This is a genomic window from Streptomyces sp. NPDC020807, assembly GCF_040641575.1.
In the GTDB taxonomy this organism is placed as follows: Bacteria; Actinomycetota; Actinomycetes; order Streptomycetales; family Streptomycetaceae; genus Streptomyces.
The window spans coordinates 362,778-383,481 of sequence record NZ_JBFADU010000001.1; the positions used below are offsets into that span (position 1 = coordinate 362,778).

The window sequence follows — 20,704 nt, forward strand, 5'->3', positions numbered from 1 at the left end:
TCAGCCCTCCAGGAACGCCACCAGGGCGTTCGCCAGGAGGTACGGGTCGTCGGCGCCGCAGAGCTCTCGGGCGCTGTGCATCGAGAGGATCGCGACGCCGATGTCGACCGTCTGGATGCCGTGGCGGGCGGCGGTGATCGGACCGATCGTGGTGCCGCAGGGCATGTCGTTGTTGGAGACGAACGACTGCCACGGCACGCCCGCCTTCTCGCAGGCGGCGGCGAAGACGGCCCGGCCGCTGCCGTCGGTGGCGTAGCGCTGGTTGACGTTGACCTTGAGGATCGGGCCGCCGTTGACGCGCGGGTGGTGCGTCGGGTCGTGGCGCTCCGCGTAGTTGGGGTGCACGGCGTGGCCCGTGTCGGAGGAGAGGCAGATCGTGCCGGCGTAGGCGCGGGCCCGGTCCTCGTACGAGCCGCCGCGGGCGTAGACCGAGCGCTCCAGGACGTTGCCGAGCAGCGGGCCCTGGGCGCCGGTGTCGGCCTCGGAGCCGTTCTCCTCGTGGTCGAAGGCGGCGAGGACCGGGATGTACGGGAGGTCGTCGCGGCCCGCGAGGGAGGCGAGCGCGGCGACACCGGCGTGGACGGAGAGCAGGTTGTCCATGCGCGGGCCCGCGAGGAGCTCGCGGTCACGGCCCAGGTAGGCCGGGGCCTCGACGGCGTGGACCATCAGGTCCCAGCCGGAGACGTCCTCGGGGTCGACGCCCGCCTCGCCCGCGACGAACTCCACGAGGTCGCCCTCGTGGACGTCGCCGAGGCCCCACACGGGCTGCATGTGGCGCTGGCGCTCCAGCTTCAGCCCGTCGTTGGCCGAGCGGTCGAGGTGGATCGCGAGCTGCGGGACGCGCAGCAGCGGCCGGTCGATGTTGACGAGGCGGTGGCTGCCGTCGCGGAGGGTGAGGCGGCCGGCGAGACCGAGGTCGCGGTCGAGCCAGGTGTTGAGGAGCGTGCCGCCGTAGATCTCCACGGCCACCTGGCGCCAGCCCTGCGCGCCCATGTCGGGGCGGGGCTTCACGCGCAGGTTGGGGGAGTCGGTGTGCGCGCCGACGATGCGGTACGGCGTGTGGGCGCTCGCGCCCTCGGGGACGTACCAGGCGATGATCGCGCCGCCGCGCGTGACGAACTTGCCGCCGGACGTCCCGTCCCAGGCCGCCGTCTCCTCGACGCGGCGGAATCCGGCCTTCTCCAGGCGCTCCGCGGCGTTCGCCACCGCGTGGTACGCCGACGGGGAAGCCGTCAGGAAGGACATCAGGTCATCGGTGTGACCTCGGTCGAAGGGGCCGGCCGTGGGGCGGGAAGCTGCGCTGCTCATGGGATCACCTTACGCAGAGTCCGGAACGTGGACGCGGGGCCGCCGACGCACCTGTGGAAAACCCCGGAGACCCGTGGAAAACCCCGGCGGCCCGGGAGGAACCCGGCGGCCCGGGGGGAACCGCGGTCGCCCGTGGCGAACCCCCGCGGCCCGGGGAAAGCCGAACGGCCCGCCCCCCTCCCCGGGAGCGAGCCGTTGGTCTGGTGGAGCGGGGCGCGTCCTAGAACGCGGCCTCGTCCAGGTCCATCACCGAGCCGTCGACGGCCTCGGCCAGGGCGCGCTCGGCGCCGACGCCGGGCAGGACGTTGGCGGCGAAGAACTTCGCGGCCGCGATCTTGCCCTGGTAGAAGGGGACGTCCTTGCCGGTGGCGCCCGCGGCCAGCTTCTCGGCGGCGACGGCCGCACCGCGGAGCAGCAGGTAGCCGACGACGACGTCGCCGGAGGCGAGCAGCAGGCGGGTGGTGTTGAGGCCGACCTTGTAGATGTTGCGGACGTCCTCGCCGGTGGCGGTGAGGTCCGTGATCATCGTGCCGACGATCGCCTCCAGGTCGACGGCCGCCTTGGCGAGCGCGTCACGGGCCACGGACAGCTCCTCGCCGCCCGTGCCGACCGCGAGGAACTTCTTGATCTCCTCGGACAGCGCGTTCAGGGACGCGCCCTGGTCGCGGACGATCTTGCGGAAGAAGAAGTCCTGGCCCTGGATGGCCGTGGTGCCCTCGTAGAGGGTGTCGATCTTGGCGTCCCGGATGTACTGCTCGATCGGGTACTCCTGCAGGAAGCCGGAGCCGCCGAAGGTCTGGAGCGACTGCGCGAGCTGCTCGTAGCCCTTCTCGGAGCCGTAGCCCTTCACGATCGGGAGCAGCAGGTCGTTCAGGCCGTGCAGCGCCTTGACGTCCTCGCCGGCCGCTTCCTTGACCGCGATCTCGTCCTGCACGGAGGCCGTGTAGAGGACGAGGGAGCGCATGCCCTCGGCGTACGCCTTCTGCGTCATGAGCGAGCGGCGGACGTCGGGGTGGTGCGTGATGGTGACCTTGGGCGCGGCCTTGTCCATGAAGTTGGCCAGGTCGGTGCCCTGGACGCGCTCCTTGGCGTACTCCAGGGCGTTGAGGTAGCCCGTGGAGAGGGTGGAGATCGCCTTCGTGCCGACCATCATGCGGGCGAACTCGATGATGAGGAACATCTGGCGGATGCCCTCGTGCTTGTCGCCGACGAGCCAGCCCTTGGCGGGGTGCTGGTCGCCGAAGGTCATCTCGCAGGTGTTGGAGGCCTTGAGGCCCATCTTGTGCTCGACGTTCGTCGCGTACACGCCGTTGCGCGCGCCCAGCTCGCCGGTCTCCCAGTCGAACTCGTACTTCGGGACGAGGAAGAGGGAGAGGCCCTTGGTGCCGGGGCCGGCACCCTCGGGGCGGGCGAGGACGTAGTGGAGGATGTTCTCCTCCATGTCGTGCTCACCGGACGTGATGAAGCGCTTGACGCCCTCGATGTGCCAGGAGCCGTCCTCCTGCTGGATCGCCTTGGTGCGGCCGGCGCCGACGTCCGAGCCCGCGTCGGGCTCGGTGAGGACCATGGTGGAGCCCCAGCGCTTCTCGACGGCGATCTGGGCGATCTTCTTCTGCGCCTCGTTGCCCTCGTTGTAGAGGACGCCGGCGAACGCCGGGCCGGAGGAGTACATCCAGATGGCCGGGTTCGAGCCGAGGAGGAGCTCCGCGTACGCCCAGACGAGGGAGCGCGGGGAGACGGTGCCGCCGATGCCCTCCGGGATGCCGAGGCGCCAGTACTCCGAGTCCATGAAGGCCTTGTAGGACTTCTTGAAGGAGGCCGGGACCGGGGCGGTGTTGGTCTCCGGGTCGAAGACCGGCGGGTTGCGGTCGGCGTCGGCGAAGGACTCCGCGAGCTCGTTCTCGGCGAGGCGGCGGATCTCGTCGAGGATGCTCTTCGCGGTCTCGACGTCCATCTCCTCGAACGGACCGGTGCCGTACACCTTGTCGCGGCCGAGGACCTCGAAGAGGTTGAACTCGATGTCGCGGAGATTCGACTTGTAGTGCCCCATGGCGACGGCTCCGTTAAGGCTCGGGGAGGCAGGTTCCCGTCCGGTTCCCCGGACGACTCCTTCGTACACGTACCAGCGAGTAGCAACACGCTCTCTCCGATGATGCTACCCGCCGGTAATAAGGGCAACCCCTTTCGGGCCATCTGTGACGCAGTAGGCTCGTGGCCCATGTACGGCTACGAGCAGAATCCGGGTGCCCAGCAGCAGTACGCGCAGCAGCAACAGCAGTACGCGGCACCGCAGTACGCCCAGCAGCACCAGCACCAGCAGCAGCCCCCGCTCTACCCGGAGCCGTCCCCGCCGTCCCTCGCCGACGCCGTGCGCGCCTTCACGACCGGGACGCTCGCGCCCGAGGACTTCCAGCAGATCTTCGCGACCTCCAAGGTCTACTGCCCGCGCGGCGACAACCCCGGCTTCCTCGCGCTGCACAACACCCAGCAGCCCGTCATCCCGATGTTCACCTCGCTCAAGGAGCTGCGGCGGTACGCGGGCAAGGAGTCGAAGTACTTCGTCATCACCGGCGCCGAGGTGATCGACCTGCTCCCGACGGGCTACGGCTTCGTCCTCGACATGGAGGGCGACCACCGCATGGTCTTCGACGCCAAGGCCGTGGAGCAGATGGTCGACTACGCGATGCGGCGGATGTACGGCTGAGCGAGTCTGAGTACGTACGGGAGCGCCCGGGAGGAATTCCTTCCGGGCGTTCCGCGTTCCCGGTGGCAAGAAGTTCAGTCTTCAACTAAAGTGGACGTACAAGGTCGCCGAACACGGTCGCCGTACGAGGTCGTCGTCCCCAGGTCGCACCAAGGAGGTCCGGTCATGCCCGCCGTGACTGTCGAGAACCCGCTCACCCTGCCGCGCGTCGCCGCCCCGGCCGACGCCGTCGCCCGCCCCGTGCTGGCCGTCACCACGGCCCCGTCCGGCTTCGAGGGCGAGGGCTTCCCGGTCCGCCGCGCGTTCGCCGGGATCAACTACCAGTACCTCGACCCGTTCATCATGATGGACCAGATGGGAGAGGTGGAGTACGCCCCCGGGGAGCCCAAGGGCACGCCCTGGCACCCCCACCGCGGCTTCGAGACCGTCACCTACATCATCGACGGGATCTTCGACCACCAGGACTCCCAGGGCGGCGGCGGCACCATCACCAACGGCGACACCCAGTGGATGACGGCCGGCTCCGGCCTCCTCCACATCGAGGCCCCGCCGGAGGCGCTCGTCGTCAGCGGCGGCCTCTTCCACGGCCTCCAGCTGTGGGTGAACCTCCCCGCCGCCGACAAGATGATGGCCCCCCGCTACCAGGACATCCGCGGCGGCCAGGTCCAGCTGCTCACCTCCCCCGACGGCGGCGCGCTGCTCCGCGTCATCGCGGGCGAGCTCGACGGCCACGACGGCCCCGGCATCACCCACACGCCGATCACGATGATCCACGCCACCCTCCGCCCGGGCGCCGAGATCACCCTGCCCTGGCGCGAGGACTTCAACGGTCTCGCGTACGTCATGGCCGGCCGCGGCACCGTCGGCGCCGAGCGCAGGCCGATCCACGTCGGCCAGACCGCCGTCTTCGGCAAGGGCGGCTCGCTCACCGTCCGCGCGGACGAGAAGCAGGACGGCAACACGCCGGACCTGGAGGTCGTCCTCCTCGGCGGGCAGCCGATCCGCGAGCCCATGGCCCACTACGGCCCGTTCGTCATGAACACCCAGGCCGAACTGCGCCAGGCCTTCGAGGACTTCCAGGCCGGCCGCCTCGGGACCGTCCCGGCGGTCCACGGAATGGGCGAGTAGCGGGCACGCGTACGTGCTGCCGCGCGCCGGCGGGCCGTCATCGGACGGCCGTCGGCGCGCGGCCTCGCGGCGGCGGGGACGCGCGGCCGGACGGTGGTCAGAACGCGGGCCTCGCGGCGGCGGGAACGCGCGGCCGGACGGTGGTGACAATGCGATAAGCAGGCGGGCGTGTCGCGCCCCCGAACCACAGACCGCCGTGGTCGTCTGGACGGGTGCAGACCACCAGCCAGACGCTCCTCCCCGAACCCGCCCGCCGCTTCGCCGCCTGGTGCGTCGTCCTCCTGCTCGCGGCGGGTGTCGCAGCGGTGGGCATCTGGCTGTGCATCGTCTTCCAGACGGCGGTCACCCCCGTCCTCCTCGCGATCCTCGGCACCGCCCTCCTCGGGCCGCTCTTCCGCTGGCTCCTGCGGATGAAGATGCGCCGGGGGCTCGCCGCCGCGCTCACCGTCGTCGCCGTCGTCGCGGTCGTCGGCGGAGCCACGTACATCGTCGCCGTCGCGCTCATCGAGACCGGCGACCAGATCATCGCCTCCCTGCGGGAGGCCGCCGCCGACATCGCCAAGCACTTCGGCGCGGCCGGCACCTCCCTCGACGACCTCGCGAAGAACGCCGAGGGCCTCCTCAAGCGGTTCGGCGGCACCGCCGCGTCCGGAGTGATCAGCGGGCTCAGCGTCGTCGGCGAGATGCTCGCGACCGGCGTCCTCGCCCTGCTCCTCATCTTCTTCTTCCTCAAGGACTCCGACCGGGCCGTCGGCGCCCTGCGCTCCTTCGCCCCCCAGGCCACCGGCGACGTCGTCGAGGCCATGGCCCGGCGCGCCTACGAGGCCGTCGAGGGCTTCATGCGCGGCACCACCTTCGTCGCCTTCGTCGACGCCGTCCTCATCGGCACCGGCCTCGTCGTCCTCGACGTCCCCGGCGCGATCGGTCTGGCCGCGCTCGTCTTCATCACGGCCTACATCCCGTACCTCGGCGCCTTCCTCTCCGGCGCCGTCGCCGTCCTCGTCGCCCTCGCCGACCGGGGCTTCGCGATCGCGCTCTGGGTCCTCGGCATCGTCCTCGCCGTGCAGATGCTGGAGGGGAACGTCCTCCAGCCGCTCGTGCAGAGCAAGACCGTCCAGATGCACCCGGCCGCAGTCATGCTGGCGATCACGGCCGGCGCCTCGGTCGCGGGCGTCCTCGGCATGCTCCTCGCCGTCCCGGTGACCGCCGCCGCCACGGGCATCCTCAGCGAGCTGCGGGCCCGGCTCAAGGCGCGCGCGGAGGCGGAGGCGGCGGCCGCCGGGGACGGGGCCGGCGGGACCGGGGCCGTGCCGGAAGCGGGCTGAGAGCGGGAGCCGGCTGAGGCCGGGAGCGGGCTGAGAGCGGGACCGGGGCCGTGCCGGAAGCGGGCTGAGAGCGGGAGCCGGCTGAGGCCGGGAGCGGTCTACGCGGGCGCCATCCCGCCCGACACCTCGAACGAGGCCAGGAGCTGTTCCAGGGCCACCTGGTCGGGCCCGACCCACGGGTCGGAGTCAGGGGCCAGCGCCACCGTCTCCAGCAGCCGGTCCGTCATCCGCACCGCCGGCGGGAGGTGCGTGCCGAGCACGATCTCCGGGTCCATCTCGCGCAGCGGCGCGATCGTCGCCCGGTACTTCGCCGGGTCGACGACGTGCACCCACGGGCTGTCGATCGTCGCCCACAGGAGCTGCGCCTGCCGCAGCTCCTCCGGCCCCAGATCGCTCGCGTGCCCGCTCTCCGCGATCTCGGCGGTCGGCATCGGGCCGCCGAAGCAGTCGGAGCTGAAGCAGACCCGGGTGCGGTCGTCGTAGAAGCCGACGGTGGCCGGGCTGTCGAAGAGCGGCGGTCGGAAGGCGTGCAGACGACGGTCGCCGACGTCGATGGACTGGCCCGGGTTGAGGAAGTACACCCGGTCCATCGGCAGCGGACGCTCGGTCGACATGATGCCGAAGCCGAGGAAGGTCGTGATCACGCGCGCGCGTGGCGCCGCTTCGAGGAGGTCGAAGATGCCGCCCGTGTGGTCGCGGTCCGGGTGGGTGAGCCAGATCCAGCGGACGTCCGCCGGGTCGACCACCCCGCCGAGCGCGCCGAGGAAGTCGCGGTCGGGGAGGGAAAGTCCGGTGTCGACGACGAGGGGTTCGGCGGCGGTGAGGACGTAGGCGTTGACCGGGATGTGGCCGATCCCGGGGATGTCGAGGCTGTCGGCCAGGACGGTGGTGTCACTGCCGACCTTGTGAGTGTCCATGGCGTACCGCTCCGTGGTCCCCCCGGGCGACCGTGCCCGTACCCGACCAGTCTCCTCCCGCGGGCCGGGAGCCGCCCGTCAGCGGGCCCCGGGGGTCTCCTCGCGCGCGCCCTCGTTCAGTTCGAACCAGATCGACTTGCCCTCGCCGCGCGGGTCCACGCCCCACGCGTCCGCCAGCATCTCCATCAGGACGAGTCCGCGTCCGCTCGACGCCATCTCGCCCGGGTGCCGCTTGTGCGGCAGCTCGTCGCTCGTGTCGGAGACCTCCACGCGCAGCCGCCGCTTCCCCGGTGCCACGCAGGCGACCTCGGCGACGAGGAGCGCGTCGCCGTCGGTGTGGACGAGGACGTTCGTCGTCATCTCCGAGACCATGAGGACCGCCGAGTCGAGCTGGTCCTCGTCCGCCCAGTCGTGCAGCAGCTGACGCAGCTGCTCGCGCGCCTCGGCGATCCGCTCCGGCTCCGCCTGCGCGATCGTCATCAGCGTCCGGCGCGGGGCCTCCACCACGGGCCCGGCCGGCCGGCGGGAGAGCAGCAGGACGGCGATGTCGTCCTCGCGGCGGTCGGCGAGCGGGCCGGTCGTGTGGTGCGAGCCGGGGCCGTGGACGGCCTCGACGAGGGTGTCGGCGAGCCTCTCCAGGTCCTCGCCGTCGTGGGACTCCAGGAGCTGTTTGACCCGCTCCCAGCCGCTGTCGAGGTCGTGTCCGCCGGTCTCCAGGAGGCCGTCGGTGCAGATCATGAGGGTGTCGCCGGGCTCCAGGGTGAGCCGGGTGGTCGGGTAGTCGCCCTCGGGGTCGATGCCGAGGGGCAGCCCGCCGGCGGTGGGCCGGAGGAGAACCGTTCCGTCGTTCATCCGGACGGCCGGGTCGGGATGACCCGCGCGGGCGATGTCGACCGTGCCCGTCTCCAGGTCGACCTCCAGGTACAGGCAGGTCGCGAAGCGCGGGCCGCCGTAGGCCGTGACGGCGTTCCCGTCGTCCCCGTCGTCGCCGTCGGTGATCTCGTACAGGAAGCGGGAGGCGCGCGCGAGGACGGCGTCGGGCCGGTGGCCCTCGGAGGCGTACGCGCGCAGGGCGATCCGCAGCTGGCCCATGAGGCCCGCGGCGCGGACGTCGTGGCCCTGGACGTCGCCGATGACGAGCGCGATGCGGGAGGGCGCGCGCCCGCCGGCGCGGGAGGTGCCGCCGGGCAGCCGGATCATGTCGTACCAGTCGCCGCCGACCTGGAGGCCGCCGCCGGTCGGCACGTACCGGGCGGCGACCTGGATGCCGGGGATGCCGGGGCCGAGGACCGGCATCATCGTCCGCTGGAGACCGAGGGACAGCTCGCGCTCCGACTCGGCCACGCCCGCGCGTGCGAGGGCCTGCGCGAGCATCCGCGCGACCGTCGTGAGCACCGAGCGCTCGTCGGGGGTGAAGGCGACCGGGTGCTTGAAGGCGGCCATCCAGGCGCCCATGGTGCGCCCGGCGACGACCAGCGGCACGAAGGCCCAGGAGCGGCGGCCGAAGCGCTGGGCGAGCGGCCAGGTGGTGGGGAAGCGGCGGAGGTACTCCTCCGGGCTCGGCAGGTAGATCGCGCGGCCGGTCCGCACGACCTCGGCGGCCGGGTAGTCGGTGTGGAGGGACATCGAGGAGAACGGGCCCTCGTCGCCCTGGCTGTGGCCGTGGTGGCCGATGACGGTCAGCCGGTCGCCGGCGACGCCGAAGACGGCGAGCCCGTCGGGGGAGAAGCCGGGCATGGAGAGGGAGGCGGCGACCCGCAGGACCTCGGCGGTCGAGCGGGCCTCGGCGAGCGCGCGGCCCGCGTCGAGGAGGAAGGCCTCGCGGGAGCGGCGCCAGTCGCCGGTGATGGGGGTGCGCGCGGCGGTGCCGGGCTGCTGCTCGGCGACCTCCTGGATGGTGCCGACGAGCTGGTAGTCGTCGCCCTCGATCAGCGGCTTGGAACGGCTCCGTACGGTACGGACGACCCGCCCGTGCTCGTCCATGATCCGCAGCCGGGCCTCCGCGAGGGTGCCCTCGGCGACGGCCAGGTGGACGACGCCGTCGATCTCGTTCCAGTCGACGGGGTGGAAGCGGGATCTGACCTGGGCCTCCGTGACCTGGACGGCCTCCGCGGGCAGCCCGAGGAGCCGGGCCGCCTCGGCGTCGAGCGAGACGATTCCGGAGGCGTTGTCCCAGCGCCACAGGCCGGTCGCGATGGCGGCCAGGACGTCCTCGGTGCGCATTGCCCCACTTTATGAATATCGGATAAGCGCCCGCCACATCGGGTCGCCACTGAGCGTATTCGAAGAGGGACCGGAGGAGGCGTCGGGACGGCGTCGAGGCGGCGTCGAGGCGGCGTCGAGGAGGGGCCGGAGGACGGATCGCAGCGGGATCGGAGGAGCGATCGCAGACGGAGCGGAGGAGCGATCGCAGACGGAGCGGAGGAGCGATCGCAGACGGATCAGAGGACGGATCGCAGAGGGATCAGAGGAGGGATCGGAAGGCGGCCGGTACCCTGGGTGACGACGTAAACCAAGCTCCCAAAGACTGGATGAACGACGATGCATCGGTACAGGTCCCACACCTGCGGCGAGCTCCGCTCCTCTGACGTCGGCACCGACGTCCGGCTGAGCGGCTGGCTGCACAATCGGCGCGACCTGGGCGGCATCCTCTTCATCGATCTGCGCGACCACTACGGCATCACGCAGCTCGTCGCCCGCCCCGGTACCGCCGCGGCCGAGGTCCTCGACAAGCTGACGAAGGAGACCGTCGTCCGCGTCGACGGCAAGGTCGTCTCGCGTGGCGCGGACAACGTGAACCCCGAGCTCGCCACCGGCGAGATCGAGATCGAGGCCGCCGAGGTCGAGGTCCTGGGCGCGGCCAAGCAGATCCCCTTCACGGTCAACGCCGACGACGGCGTGAACGAGGAGCGCCGCCTGGAGTACCGCTTCCTCGACCTGCGCCGCGAGCGCATGCACCGCAACATCATGCTGCGCTCGGCGGTCATCGCCTCCATCCGCAGCAAGATGGTGGCCCTCGGCTTCAACGAGATGGCGACCCCGATCCTCGCCGCGACCTCCCCCGAGGGCGCCCGCGACTTCGTCGTCCCGTCCCGCCTCAACCCGGGCAAGTTCTACGCGCTGCCGCAGGCGCCGCAGCAGTTCAAGCAGCTGCTGATGATCTCCGGCTTCGACCGGTACTTCCAGATCGCGCCCTGCTTCCGCGACGAGGACGCGCGCGCGGACCGCTCGCCGGGCGAGTTCTACCAGCTCGACGTCGAGATGAGCTTCGTCGAGCAGGAGGACGTCTTCCAGCCGATCGAGAAGCTCATGACGGAGATCTTCGAGGAGTTCGGCGGCGGCCGCCCGGTCACCTCGCCGTTCCCGCGGATCCCGTTCCGCGAGTCGATGCTGAAGTACGGCAACGACAAGCCCGACCTGCGCACCTCGCTCGAACTCGTCGACATCTCCGACGTCTTCGAGAACTCCGAGTTCAAGGCCTTCGCCGGCAAGCACGTCCGCGCGCTCGCCGTCCCGAACACCGGCGACCAGCCGCGCAAGTTCTTCGACGGCCTCGGCGACTTCGCGGTCTCCCTCGGCGCGCGGGGCCTGGCCTGGGTGCGCGTCGGCGAGGAGAACGCCCTCACCGGCCCCATCGCCAAGTTCCTCACCGAGGAGAACGTCAAGGTCCTCGCCGAGCGCCTCGGCCTGGAGCCGGGCCACGCGGTCTTCTTCGGCGCGGGCGAGTTCGACGAGGTCTCCAAGATCATGGGCCCGGTCCGGGTCGAGGCCGCCAAGCGCGCCGGCCAGTTCGAGGAGAACGTCTTCCGCTTCGCGTGGATCGTGGACTTCCCGATGTACGAGCGGGACGAGGAGACCGGCAAGCTGGACTTCTCCCACAACCCGTTCTCCATGCCGCAGGGCGGCCTGGAGGCCCTGGAGACCCAGGACCCGCTGGACGTCCTCGGCTGGCAGTACGACATCGTGTGCAACGGCATCGAGCTCTCCTCGGGCGCGATCCGGAACCACGAGCCCGAGATCATGTTCAAGGCGTTCGAGATCGCGGGCTACACCCGTGAGACCGTCGAGACCGAGTTCGCGGGCATGCTCCGCGCCTTCGAGTACGGCGCCCCGCCGCACGGCGGCATCGCCCCGGGCGTCGACCGCATCGTGATGCTCCTCGCCGACGAGCCGAACATCCGCGAGACGATCGCCTTCCCGCTCAACGGCAACGCCCAGGACCTCCTGATGGGCGCCCCGCACGAACTGGACGAGTCCCGCCTGCGCGAGCTGAACCTCCAGCTCCGCAAGCCGGTCGAGAAGAAGACCGCGGACGTCACGACGTCGGTCCACCCGGACGCGGCGCGGTAGGCCTCGCCCGTCATACGCCGAAGGGCCCGGGATCCCCTCTGGATCCCGGGCCCTTCGTGTATCCCGGATACCGTTCTACCGAAGGTGCTGGACGACGACCCAGTGGTCGTATTCCTCCTCTGTCCCGGCTGCTTCCGGAAACACTCAGAAGGAAGGAGCCTCCGTCGCTGAACAAGCCGTTCTCTGTGGCGTGGGCGTGCCATTGCCGGTCTACTTCCTCCTGGACGTTCGGGTCGTTCAACGGGACTTTCGTGACGGGCTCGACATCCCAGCCGATGACGCTCTTCCATGCCTGCAGTGTGAGGGGAACGCCTTCGGGTGCGGAGGCGTCGGAGACGGTGAGGCCGGTGACGGCGATGCGGTTCAGCCACTTTTCCCTTGCCGGCTCAGTCATGTGCGAGACGCTGCTCCGTGAGCGTCCGGACGAAGGCCGACAGGCCTTCCAAGGAGTCCTTGTCGCACGTCAGAATGACGGACAGTCGGCTGAGCGTGATGCCCTCCGGGCGCTTCACATAGGACCTGTCGCGGCCGGAGCGCCACAGGGACGTGAGGAGCTTCCTGCGGCCGGCGTCATCCTCGGCCAGTGCCTGGTCGGCGGATTCGATGATCACCACATGGTGATCCGCTGACAGCCACTGCAGGTCGCGGAGGCAGTCATGGAAGGCGTCCCAGTTCCAGCCGAAATACGGCGGGAACTTCAGTACCGCATCGAATTGTTGGAAGGTGGAAACCTCGCCGGTCATAAGTGGACCGCTCAGGCGTGCCACATGGACATTTCCCGACGCGGGAAGGAGTTCGCCCAAAGGGATTCCGGCATCAGGTGGAATGATGTGCATCCAGGGCGCGATGTGATGCGTGGACGGCTCTACTGTCACGGTTCCATCCATCCAGGACTTTCTGCGACGATATATGTCTGGTAGTGGTTCGGAGTGTGGTAGGCGGACCCGTCGCTACCGAACACCCGGCGTTCACCGCCTGGCTCCGGGTTCTCCGGTGACGGGTAGGTGCCGTATTCCTGATAGGTGATGGGCTTCCCGGAAGGGTCATGCGTGGGCAGCTGGTAGGCGTTCTTTCGTCCGTCGTTCTCGAAATGCTCTGTCCACCGCTTCGGGCCGTGGAATCCCGGGCCGCCCCACCATCCGAGGCCGTGCTCCTTGACGTCTCGGAGTACCTCCATCGCCGATCCCGGGCCCTTCGTGTTCCTGGCGGGAAGCGTCAGGCCGACGCGGCGCGGAACCTCTCCAGCGAGGAGGTCAGGTCACGGCCCGCGCCGCCCCCGGCCGGAAGGTGCGAGAGGAGCTCCCGCTCCAGCTCCAAGGCGGGCGCGAGCACGGCGTCCCGCAGCTCGTCGGTACCGCACTTCCCTACCGCCGTCCCGCACGTGCCCCGCCGACCCGCCGGTCCCGCTCTCCCCCTCGCACAGGATGTCCCCGAGGTCGAAGTCGCTGGGCTCGCCCTGGTCGGGGCGCACGGTGAACGTCATCTCGATCACGGTCTGTCGCTCTTTCCTCTGGGGAAGAAGGTGACGATCCGATTCCCGTCGGTGGAGTCCACGACCAGACGGCAGTTGGGCCCCCTCGCCTCCACGCGCGCATGTCGGCACGGGGCCCGTTCGCGTGAGCGAGGCGGCCGGGGCATTCCGTCAGGTCGCCGAGGGGTCCGAGACAGCCGGTGCGGGCAGCGGCGGGAGGGGGAGGGGGAGGCCCGGGAGGCCGTCCATGCTCTGGGCTATGTGGTCCTTCTTCGCGAAGTACGCGCTCAGGGAGGCGTCGTCCTCGCGGGCGAAGCGCTTGCCGTGGAGGTCGCGGTCCTCGTCGTACGACATGAAGGGGACGCCGTATCCGCAGGAGTCGCGGACGAGTTCGGCGGTGACCACGATGATCGCGCGGAGACCGTGGAGGGTGGGGTCGATGTCGGGGAAGTGCGCGAGCAGCTCCGCGAACCGCTCGTCGTCGCGGAAGACGGGCTCGCCCCGGCCGTGGACGCGCACGATGTTGGGCGGGCCCTGGAAGGCGCACCACATGACGGTGATGCGGCCGTTCTCCCGCAGGTGCGCGACGGTCTCCGAGGTGCTGCCCGCGAAGTCGAGGTAGGCGATGCGCTGTTCGTCGAGGACGGCGAAGGATCCCTTGAGGCCCTTGGGGGAGAGGTTGACCGTTCCGTCGCCGTCCAGGGGCGCGGTCGCGGTGAAGAAGATCGGCTGCTGCTCGATGAAGGTCCGGAGGCGGCCGTCGATGCGCTCGTAAGTCTTTCCCATGTCTAAGGATTATGCGGCTTAATCTTTCGCATGTCTAACGGTCTTCGCAGGCAGTCAACTCCCCTATCTGACTGATTAGTTGAGGCGTTCTTTTGTGATGCGCACCCTTCTGTCATCGTCCGACGACGACGTTCGCGGGCAAGGGGGAGGGAGCGAGCCGTGTGGAGGAGAGCGTTCCCCGCGCTGATCGCCTTCGGGCTGGTCGCGCTGACAGGGGCCACGGCGCAGGCGTACAACACGTACAGCGGTCATCGTCTCAAGTACGGCGTCTACAACCAGTACTTCTGGCTGGACTCCCAGGCGGAGTACTGGCACCCGACCGCGATCAGGGCGGGCGTCGGACACTGGAACGCCACCACGGACACGACCGTCTGGTACGTCAACACCGGCGACAGGAGCAAGAGCCGCCTCGACTTCTACCGGCGGGACGACCCCGACGTGAGGTACTGCGCGACCACCCAGATGTACGTCGGTACGGACCAGGTGGAGCCGCGCCAAAGCGACTGGGTCTGGGCCAAGGTCATCATGCACTCCAACCTGCTGAAGGACTGGTACTGCGGCCCCGACACTCATCGCGACGGGATCGTCGCGCACGAACAGGGTCATGCGATGGGCCTCGACCACAACGGGAACGCGAGCTCCCTCATGTACAGCGACGTGGCCAACACACGTGTCGACGTTCCGATCGGGGATGACAGGAATGGCATCAACTACCTCTACTGAACGACGGCGGGCGTCCCGGCGGCGGATCGCCCTGGGGGTGGCCGGTGCCCTCCTGCTGCCGGTGACTCTGTCGGCGTGTGCCGGTGACGCCGGCGGGGCGGACGGCTCCGGGGGGTCCGAAGTCACCCGTACGGTGCTGATGCAAGGCACGCGGAACCGTACGTACAGCGCACCGAGCTTCGCCGCGTTCACCCGCTACCCCCACGTCACCAACGTGATCAGCGGCACGGTCACCGCCCTGCGGGCAGAGGTCAGCGACCCCGAAGGCGCCGCCATGGTCCACACGGTCCTGACGATCGACGTCGAGAGCCAGCGGAAGGCCGGGGCGCCCACCACCGCCTACGTGCGGGAGGGGGGTGGAGTCGTCACCGTCGAACAGGTGCGTGCCACCTTCGAGGACAAGATGCGGCGCAAGCTGACGAAGAAGGAACTGGACCAGAAGATCGACTACCGCTACGAGGGAACCGAGCACGCGCGCGTCGGTGACCACGTCCTCGTCGTGGTCACCGAGGACAGCTCCGTACGGCGGCCGGACGCCTACTCCCTTCTGGCCAGGCTCGTGGACCGCCGCGACGGCATCCCCTCCGGCTCCGGAGCCCCGGCGAAGGCCGCTTCGGTGGCCTTCACTTGGGCTGGTGAAGCGCCCAACGCCGCCTGGGAGAAGACGGTCGACGCGGACTCCCTCGCCAGCCTCATGAAATGAGTCCCCCGGCGCAGTCGCGGCAACGACCTGGCTCGGGAGCGCGATAGGCGCGGTCACACGTCTCGCAGTTCTGCATGGGGTTGACGGTCGGCGGGGCACCTCCGGGTTCGTGGAACGGGGGCAACGGCGGGAGGTTCGCCGTGAGGCGATGGGCCAGGAGGGCCGCCGGGCGGATCAGGGCGGGCCCCGGGAGGTCGTTCGTCAGCGCGTACGTCACCGCCTCGGCGGTCACCCGGCGCTCCAGCCAGGCAGCGACTCCTGGGGTGAGGTGTTCCACGTCCGTCGCCGAGAGGTGCAGGCGGGGGTCCACGCGGTGGAGTCCCGAGAGGACGAGGAGGGCGGTGACCTTGAGGTCGGGGGTCGGGTAGATCGGCTGCGGGACCGGGGGGAGTGCTCGGCGTGACGTGGGTGGGGGTGTGGGTGCGGGTGGGGGTGGGGGTGGCTGGTCCTCGGGAGAGGGGGCCGGCGGCGGGGCCGGAATGTCTGGGGGCCGGGCGTCCGGGGGCCGAGCGTCCGGCTCTTGAGTGGCCTGGCCTGCCGGGTGGTTGCAGAAGTACGTGCGCGTCACCACCCGCCCGTCCGGGCCCCGCTCGACGATCCTGCGGAGGTACCCGTACAGCTCCAGCTCGCGCAGGGCCTTCGCGATGGCGACGACGCCGTTGGGGAACTTCCCCGCCAGGGTCTTGATGTCGATCGCCGTCCCGTTGGGCACCGACGCGATGTGCGTGCCGAGCCCGATCGTCACCAGGTCCATGCCCTCGTGCTGGGCCAGGTCGTTGCTGACGACCGTGAAGCGGGTCGTCAGCCGGATGGTCTGGTGGACGACCCCACCGACACCCGAACGTGTCTGCGTCCGCCTGGGAAGGTGATTTTTCCAGCTGTTACGGGACTGGGAGCGCTGGCGCGCGCTAGTGTTCTGCATACCCACAGGGAAGGTGCTTCTTCCTCGGTGGTCAGGCCCTCGCACTGGGATTCGCAGTCCCGGCGAGGGCTGACTTATGTCTGCGGTCGGTCATATGCCAACCCGGTCGAGCTGAGCGTAAGGCAGGCAACCGGGTTCAAATCCAGTCGAGTTGGGCTTCTTCACTCTGATGAGTGAGCCGCCCCTGGACGGGGGAGGACCGGTGGGGGTTGGTGAGGTTTCTTTCTCTCTCGTCGTTCCTTGGGGAGGTCGCCCGGCCCACCGGAACCCAGAAAACCGAGCTCCGGTGAGCATGCCGTTTTCCCTGGTCAGGGACGTGACGCAGCGAGCTCCGCCCACACGGTCTTCCTCGGTACGGGGCCGGTCTCCACGCCCCACCTGTCCGCGAGCGCCTCCACCAGGAGCAGCCCCCTCCCGGACTCGCGTTCGGGGCAGAGGGGCGCGATGCGCGGGAGATCCGCGCCCCGGGTGTCCGTCACTTCGATCCGCAACAGCGTGTCGTCGTGCACGCGGAGCTCCAGCCGGAAGTCCCTTCCCGGGACCCGTCCGTGCGTCGTCGCGTTCAGGGCCAGCTCGGCGACCACCTGTTCGGCCGCCTCGACGACCTCGTACGGCAGTTCCCGTGCCCTCAGCCATTCCCCCGCGAGCAGCCGGGCGAGACGCGCGCCTCGCGGTGTGGAGGAGAGCAGAACCATGAAGTGCTCTGCGTGCGGCGGTAGTTGGATGGTGGTGTTCTTCTCGTTCACACCGCCGAGCCTGGCCGCGCCGCACTACCGTGAACAGTGACTTCGCCGTTGCGTAGAGCGACTGTCCGGAGCTTGTCCACTGCTGTCCGGGCTGTCCACACCCCCGCCACGGGTAGGGGTGTCGCGCCATCAAGAGGGGCGAGGGAAGGGTGCGGTATGTCGGTGGACGGTGGGACCCAGCGGCTCAAGACGGAGGCGGACGAGCCGGGTTGGGAGGTCGATCCCGACGACGAGTGGGGCGTCGCCGTGGTCGAGACGGTGGGGCGGCAGCTGCGGCTGCGACGGGAGGCGATCGGGATGCGCGCCGCCGAGCTCGGTGAGGCCACCGGGTACGGCGAGGACATGATCTACAAGATGGAGGGTGGGAAGCGGATCCCCCGACCCGAGTTCCTCGACCAGGCGGACGAGGTGTTGCGCGCGGGTGGGTTGATCGCGGCCATGAAGGAGGACGTGGCGAAGGTCCGGTACCCGAAGAAGGTGCGCGCCTTGGCGAAGATGGAAGGGAAAGCGGTCGAGATCGGGGTGTACGAGTGCAACAGCATCCACGGGCTGTTGCAGACCCTGGAGCACGCCCGGGCTGCGATCGAGGCAGCGCAACCTCCGTACTCGCCGGATGATGTGGAACGCATGGTGGCCGCCCGACTAGCCCGGCAGTCGGTCTTCGAGAGGGACCCGGCCCCGTCGATCCACTTCGTGCTGGAGGAGGCACCGCTGCGCCGACAGGTTGGGGGCACAATGGTGTGGCGACGGCAGCTCGAACATCTTCTGGAGGTGGGGCGGTTGCGTCATGTCACCCTTCAGGTCATGCCGACGAACACCGAGGCCCACCCGGGGCTGGACGGCAGGATCGAGCTACTGAAGTTCCCGGACGGGACGGCGGTGGGACGCTCCGATGGTGCGTTCAGCGGTCGGCCGGTCACCGATCCCAAGCAGCTCCGCATCCTTGAGCTGCGATATGGCACCATCCGGGCGCAGGCTTTCTCACCGAGGGAGTCGCTGGCCTTCATCGAGCAACTGCTGGGAGAAACATGATCCACAAGGCCTCCGCCGGCGACGCCTCCGAACTGGCGTGGTTCAAGAGCAGCTACAGCAGCGGCACCGACGGCGAATCTTGCATCGAGGTCGCCTGGCGCAAGAGCAGCTACAGCGGCGGCACCGACGGCGACTCCTGTGTCGAGATCGCCACCACCCCCGCCACCGTCCACGTCCGCGACTCCAAGAACATCGGCGGCCCCCAGCTCGCCCTGACCCCGACCGCGTGGGCCGGGTTCGTGTCGTACGCCGTCAGCGGCTGACGGCGAGCCGGTCGCCCTCCACGGCACCGTCCTGCCGTAGCGCTCGATGCCGTCCACGACGTACCTCTCCCCGGTTCCCTCCAGGGAGAGGACGTCGCCGACGCGGATCACGCCGCCAGTGGATCTCGATCAGGCCGCGCGTCTCGTCTTCCGAAGAATTCTTCCCCGGGCTGTCACACATGACGTCCCCGCTCCGTCAGTGCTGTGTCCGGCTCGGTCGAGGCGGACACGGAGAGGCCGAAGGAGCCCGAGATGTTCGACCAGACGTTCGCCGAGATGACCACCGCCGTCGCCGTCCTCGCCGGGATCGGCGCCTTCATGGCCCTCTTCTCCGGTGGCGCGATCTTCGCCCGCGCCGCGTTCGTCGTCCAGCCCCTCACCGAGTACGGCGTCCCGCGCTCCTGGTGGAACTGGCTGGGGGCCGCCAAGGTCGCCGGTGGGCTCGGGATCGTCCTCGGGTTCTTCGTCCCGGTCATCGGGATCCTCGCCGCCGTCGGGGTCGTCCTGTACTTCGCCGGGGCCGTCGTCACGGTGCTCCGCGCCCGCGCCTACGGACACGTCGCCTTCCCGGTGATCTACATGGCGCCCGCCCTCGCCGCCCTCGTCCTGGCCGTGTGAGCGTGCGCGTACGGCGAAGGCCGCCGTCCCTCCCGAGAGAGGGGCGGCGGCCTTCGCGCTGTGACGCTGTGACGTGTGGCGTCAGTCCTTCTTCGGCTCCTCCAGGCGCGGGAACAGCACCGCGCCCTTCGTCACCGTCGCGCCCGCCGGGAGCTTGCCCCAGACGCCCGCGTCCTGGACCGGCTGGTCGGCCAGCGCGCCGAGGGACTCCTCCGCGCCCAGGGACTCCCACAGGGCCTGCGAGGTCTCCGGCATGATCGGGTTCAGGAGGACGGCGACGGCGCGGAGCGACTCGGCGGCCGTGTAGAGGATCGTCGCGAGGCGGGCCTTGCCGGCCTCCGACTCGTCCTTCGCGACCTTCCACGGCTCCTGCTCCGTGATGTAGCCGTTGACCTGCTTCACGAAGTCGAAGATCGCCAGGATGCCGGCCTGGAAGTCCAGCTCCTCGCCGATCTTCGCGTCCGCCGTCGCGACCGCCTTGGCCAGGCCGTCGTGGATCGCCTTCTCCGCGTCGCCGTCGGCCGCCGAGGCCGGCAGCGCTCCGCCGAAGTACTTGCCGACCATCGCCGCCACGCGCGAGGCGAGGTTGCCGTAGTCGTTCGCCAGCTCGGACGTGTAGCGGGCGGTGAAGTCCTCCCACGAGAACGAACCGTCCTGGCCGAACGCGATCGCCCGCAGGAAGTACCAGCGGTACGCGTCCACGCCGAAGTGCGAGGTCAGGTCCTGCGGCTTGATGCCCGTCAGGTTCGACTTCGACATCTTCTCGCCGCCGACCATCAGCCAGCCGTTCGCCGCGACCCGGCCGGGGACCGGCAGGCCCTGCGCCATCAGCATCGCGGGCCAGATGATCGCGTGGAAGCGGAGGATGTCCTTGCCGATGAGGTGGACGTCCGCCGGGAAGGTCTCGTCGAACTTCGCCTGGTCGGAGCCGTAGCCCACGGCCGTCGCGTAGTTCAGGAGCGCGTCGATCCACACGTAGATCACGTGCTTGTCGTCCCACGGGACCGGGATGCCCCAGTCGAACGTCGAGCGGGAGATCGACAGGTCCTCAAGACCCTGCTTCACGAAGTTCAGGACCTCGTTGCGGGCCGACTCCGGCTGGATGAAGCCCGGGTTCGCCTCGTAGAACTCAAGGAGCTTCGGGCCGTACTCGCTCAGCTTGAAGAAGTAGTTCTCCTCCTTGAGGATCTCCACCGGCTTCTTGTGGACGGCGCAGAGCTTGGTGCCGTCCTCCGCCTCGATGAGATCGCCCGGGAGCTTGAACTCCTCACAGCCGACGCAGTAGGGGCCCTCGTAGCCGCCCTTGTAGACCTCGCCCTTGTCGTACAGGTCCTGCACGAACTCCTGCACGCGGTCCGTGTGACGCTTCTGCGTGGTGCGGATGAAGTCGTCGTTCGCGATGTTCAGGTGCTCCCAGAGGGGCTTCCACGCCTCTTCCACGAGCTTGTCGCACCAGGCCTGGGGCGTGACGTTGTTCGCCTCGGCCGTGCGCATGATCTTCTGACCGTGCTCGTCCGTGCCGGTGAGGTACCACACCTTCTCGCCGCGCTGACGGTGCCAGCGCGTGAGCACGTCGCCTGCGACGGTCGTGTAGGCGTGGCCCAGGTGAGGAGCGTCGTTGACGTAGTAGATGGGGGTCGTGACGTAGAACGCCTTCGCCCCCTGCTTCTCGGATCCAGTGGCCGCCATGGTCGGAATTTTAACGGGC

At 69.7% G+C, this 20,704-nt stretch carries 19 protein-coding genes; 9 read left to right on the forward strand and 10 right to left on the reverse strand.

What is annotated here, in order from left to right:
- Positions 1-1,308, reverse strand: a complete 1,308-nt coding sequence (locus AB0G79_RS01740) for a M18 family aminopeptidase (RefSeq protein ID WP_360798462.1) — start codon at positions 1,306-1,308, stop codon at positions 1-3.
- A 220-nt stretch (positions 1,309-1,528) separates the two neighbouring features.
- Positions 1,529-3,358, reverse strand: a complete 1,830-nt coding sequence (locus AB0G79_RS01745; protein WP_360798465.1) for an acyl-CoA dehydrogenase — start codon at positions 3,356-3,358, stop codon at positions 1,529-1,531.
- Positions 3,359-3,526: 168 nt separating this feature from the next.
- Between AB0G79_RS01745 and AB0G79_RS01750 the strand changes: the two genes are divergently transcribed.
- The 3 genes from AB0G79_RS01750 to AB0G79_RS01760 all read left to right on the forward strand — a co-directional run bounded on the left by AB0G79_RS01750 (position 3,527) and on the right by AB0G79_RS01760 (position 6,465).
- The gene (locus AB0G79_RS01750; RefSeq protein ID WP_360798468.1) at positions 3,527-4,012 is read left to right on the forward strand and encodes an SseB family protein; all 486 of its coding nucleotides are present in this window, start codon (positions 3,527-3,529) and stop codon (positions 4,010-4,012) included.
- 165 nt (positions 4,013-4,177) lie between these two features.
- The gene (locus AB0G79_RS01755; RefSeq protein WP_360798471.1) at positions 4,178-5,140 is read left to right on the forward strand and encodes a pirin family protein; all 963 of its coding nucleotides are present in this window, start codon (positions 4,178-4,180) and stop codon (positions 5,138-5,140) included.
- 212 nt (positions 5,141-5,352) lie between these two features.
- A complete protein-coding gene (locus tag AB0G79_RS01760; RefSeq protein WP_360798473.1) occupies positions 5,353-6,465 on the forward strand; it encodes an AI-2E family transporter in 1,113 nt (370 codons plus the stop codon).
- 98 nt (positions 6,466-6,563) lie between these two features.
- Here the strand turns inward: AB0G79_RS01760 and AB0G79_RS01765 are convergent, their stop codons facing one another.
- Together AB0G79_RS01765 and AB0G79_RS01770 are read right to left on the reverse strand one after the other, a co-directional pair.
- Positions 6,564-7,382, reverse strand: a complete 819-nt coding sequence (locus tag AB0G79_RS01765) for an MBL fold metallo-hydrolase (protein WP_360798476.1) — start codon at positions 7,380-7,382, stop codon at positions 6,564-6,566.
- 78 nt (positions 7,383-7,460) lie between these two features.
- Positions 7,461-9,605, reverse strand: coding sequence for a SpoIIE family protein phosphatase (locus tag AB0G79_RS01770; protein ID WP_360798479.1), 2,145 nt, complete (start codon positions 9,603-9,605; stop codon positions 7,461-7,463).
- Between the two features lie 318 nt (positions 9,606-9,923).
- On the opposite strand from AB0G79_RS01770, the gene aspS reads away from it, so the two are divergent.
- On the forward strand, positions 9,924-11,732 hold the full coding sequence (gene aspS / locus AB0G79_RS01775) for an aspartate--tRNA ligase (RefSeq protein WP_360798482.1): 1,809 nt from the start codon (positions 9,924-9,926) through the stop codon (positions 11,730-11,732).
- Between the two features lie 10 nt (positions 11,733-11,742).
- Here the strand turns inward: aspS and AB0G79_RS01780 are convergent, their stop codons facing one another.
- From AB0G79_RS01780 to AB0G79_RS01790, 3 genes are all read right to left on the reverse strand, one after another.
- Positions 11,743-12,126 (reverse strand): hypothetical protein, encoded by a 384-nt coding sequence (locus AB0G79_RS01780; RefSeq protein WP_360798485.1) that lies wholly within the window; start codon positions 12,124-12,126, stop codon positions 11,743-11,745.
- Positions 12,119-12,619, reverse strand: a complete 501-nt coding sequence (locus AB0G79_RS01785) for a barstar family protein (protein ID WP_360798488.1) — start codon at positions 12,617-12,619, stop codon at positions 12,119-12,121. Before AB0G79_RS01785 ends, AB0G79_RS01780 begins: the two co-directional genes overlap by 8 nt.
- A gap of 755 nt (positions 12,620-13,374) precedes the next feature.
- The gene (locus AB0G79_RS01790) at positions 13,375-13,989 is read right to left on the reverse strand and encodes a pyridoxamine 5'-phosphate oxidase family protein (RefSeq protein WP_360798491.1); all 615 of its coding nucleotides are present in this window, start codon (positions 13,987-13,989) and stop codon (positions 13,375-13,377) included.
- Between the two features lie 159 nt (positions 13,990-14,148).
- Between AB0G79_RS01790 and AB0G79_RS01795 the strand changes: the two genes are divergently transcribed.
- Both AB0G79_RS01795 and AB0G79_RS01800 read left to right on the forward strand, forming a co-directional pair.
- Positions 14,149-14,712 carry a matrixin family metalloprotease gene (locus AB0G79_RS01795; RefSeq protein WP_360798494.1) on the forward strand — a complete coding sequence of 188 codons (564 nt, stop codon included), beginning with the start codon at positions 14,149-14,151 and terminating at the stop codon, positions 14,710-14,712.
- A 139-nt stretch (positions 14,713-14,851) separates the two neighbouring features.
- On the forward strand, positions 14,852-15,415 hold the full coding sequence (locus AB0G79_RS01800; protein ID WP_360798496.1) for a hypothetical protein: 564 nt from the start codon (positions 14,852-14,854) through the stop codon (positions 15,413-15,415).
- Here AB0G79_RS01800 and AB0G79_RS01805 read toward each other — a convergent pair.
- Together AB0G79_RS01805 and AB0G79_RS01810 are read right to left on the reverse strand one after the other, a co-directional pair.
- Positions 15,405-16,337: a helix-turn-helix domain-containing protein gene (locus AB0G79_RS01805; RefSeq protein WP_360798499.1), complete on the reverse strand. Its 933-nt coding sequence runs from the start codon at positions 16,335-16,337 to the stop codon at positions 15,405-15,407. The genes AB0G79_RS01800 and AB0G79_RS01805 overlap by 11 nt on opposite strands.
- Positions 16,338-16,645: 308 nt before the next feature.
- The gene (locus AB0G79_RS01810) at positions 16,646-17,083 is read right to left on the reverse strand and encodes an ATP-binding protein (RefSeq protein WP_360798502.1); all 438 of its coding nucleotides are present in this window, start codon (positions 17,081-17,083) and stop codon (positions 16,646-16,648) included.
- A 156-nt stretch (positions 17,084-17,239) separates the two neighbouring features.
- Between AB0G79_RS01810 and AB0G79_RS01815 the strand changes: the two genes are divergently transcribed.
- From AB0G79_RS01815 to AB0G79_RS01825, 3 genes are all read left to right on the forward strand, one after another.
- Positions 17,240-18,115, forward strand: coding sequence for a helix-turn-helix transcriptional regulator (locus AB0G79_RS01815; protein WP_360798505.1), 876 nt, complete (start codon positions 17,240-17,242; stop codon positions 18,113-18,115).
- Positions 18,112-18,378, forward strand: coding sequence for a DUF397 domain-containing protein (locus tag AB0G79_RS01820; protein WP_360798508.1), 267 nt, complete (start codon positions 18,112-18,114; stop codon positions 18,376-18,378). Before AB0G79_RS01815 ends, AB0G79_RS01820 begins: the two co-directional genes overlap by 4 nt.
- 252 nt (positions 18,379-18,630) lie before the next feature.
- The gene (locus AB0G79_RS01825) at positions 18,631-18,996 is read left to right on the forward strand and encodes a DoxX family protein (protein ID WP_360798511.1); all 366 of its coding nucleotides are present in this window, start codon (positions 18,631-18,633) and stop codon (positions 18,994-18,996) included.
- Positions 18,997-19,077: 81 nt separating this feature from the next.
- On the opposite strand, the gene metG is transcribed toward AB0G79_RS01825, so the two are convergent.
- The gene (gene metG / locus AB0G79_RS01830) at positions 19,078-20,685 is read right to left on the reverse strand and encodes a methionine--tRNA ligase (RefSeq protein ID WP_360798514.1); all 1,608 of its coding nucleotides are present in this window, start codon (positions 20,683-20,685) and stop codon (positions 19,078-19,080) included.
- Between the last annotated feature and the right edge of the window lie 19 nt (positions 20,686-20,704).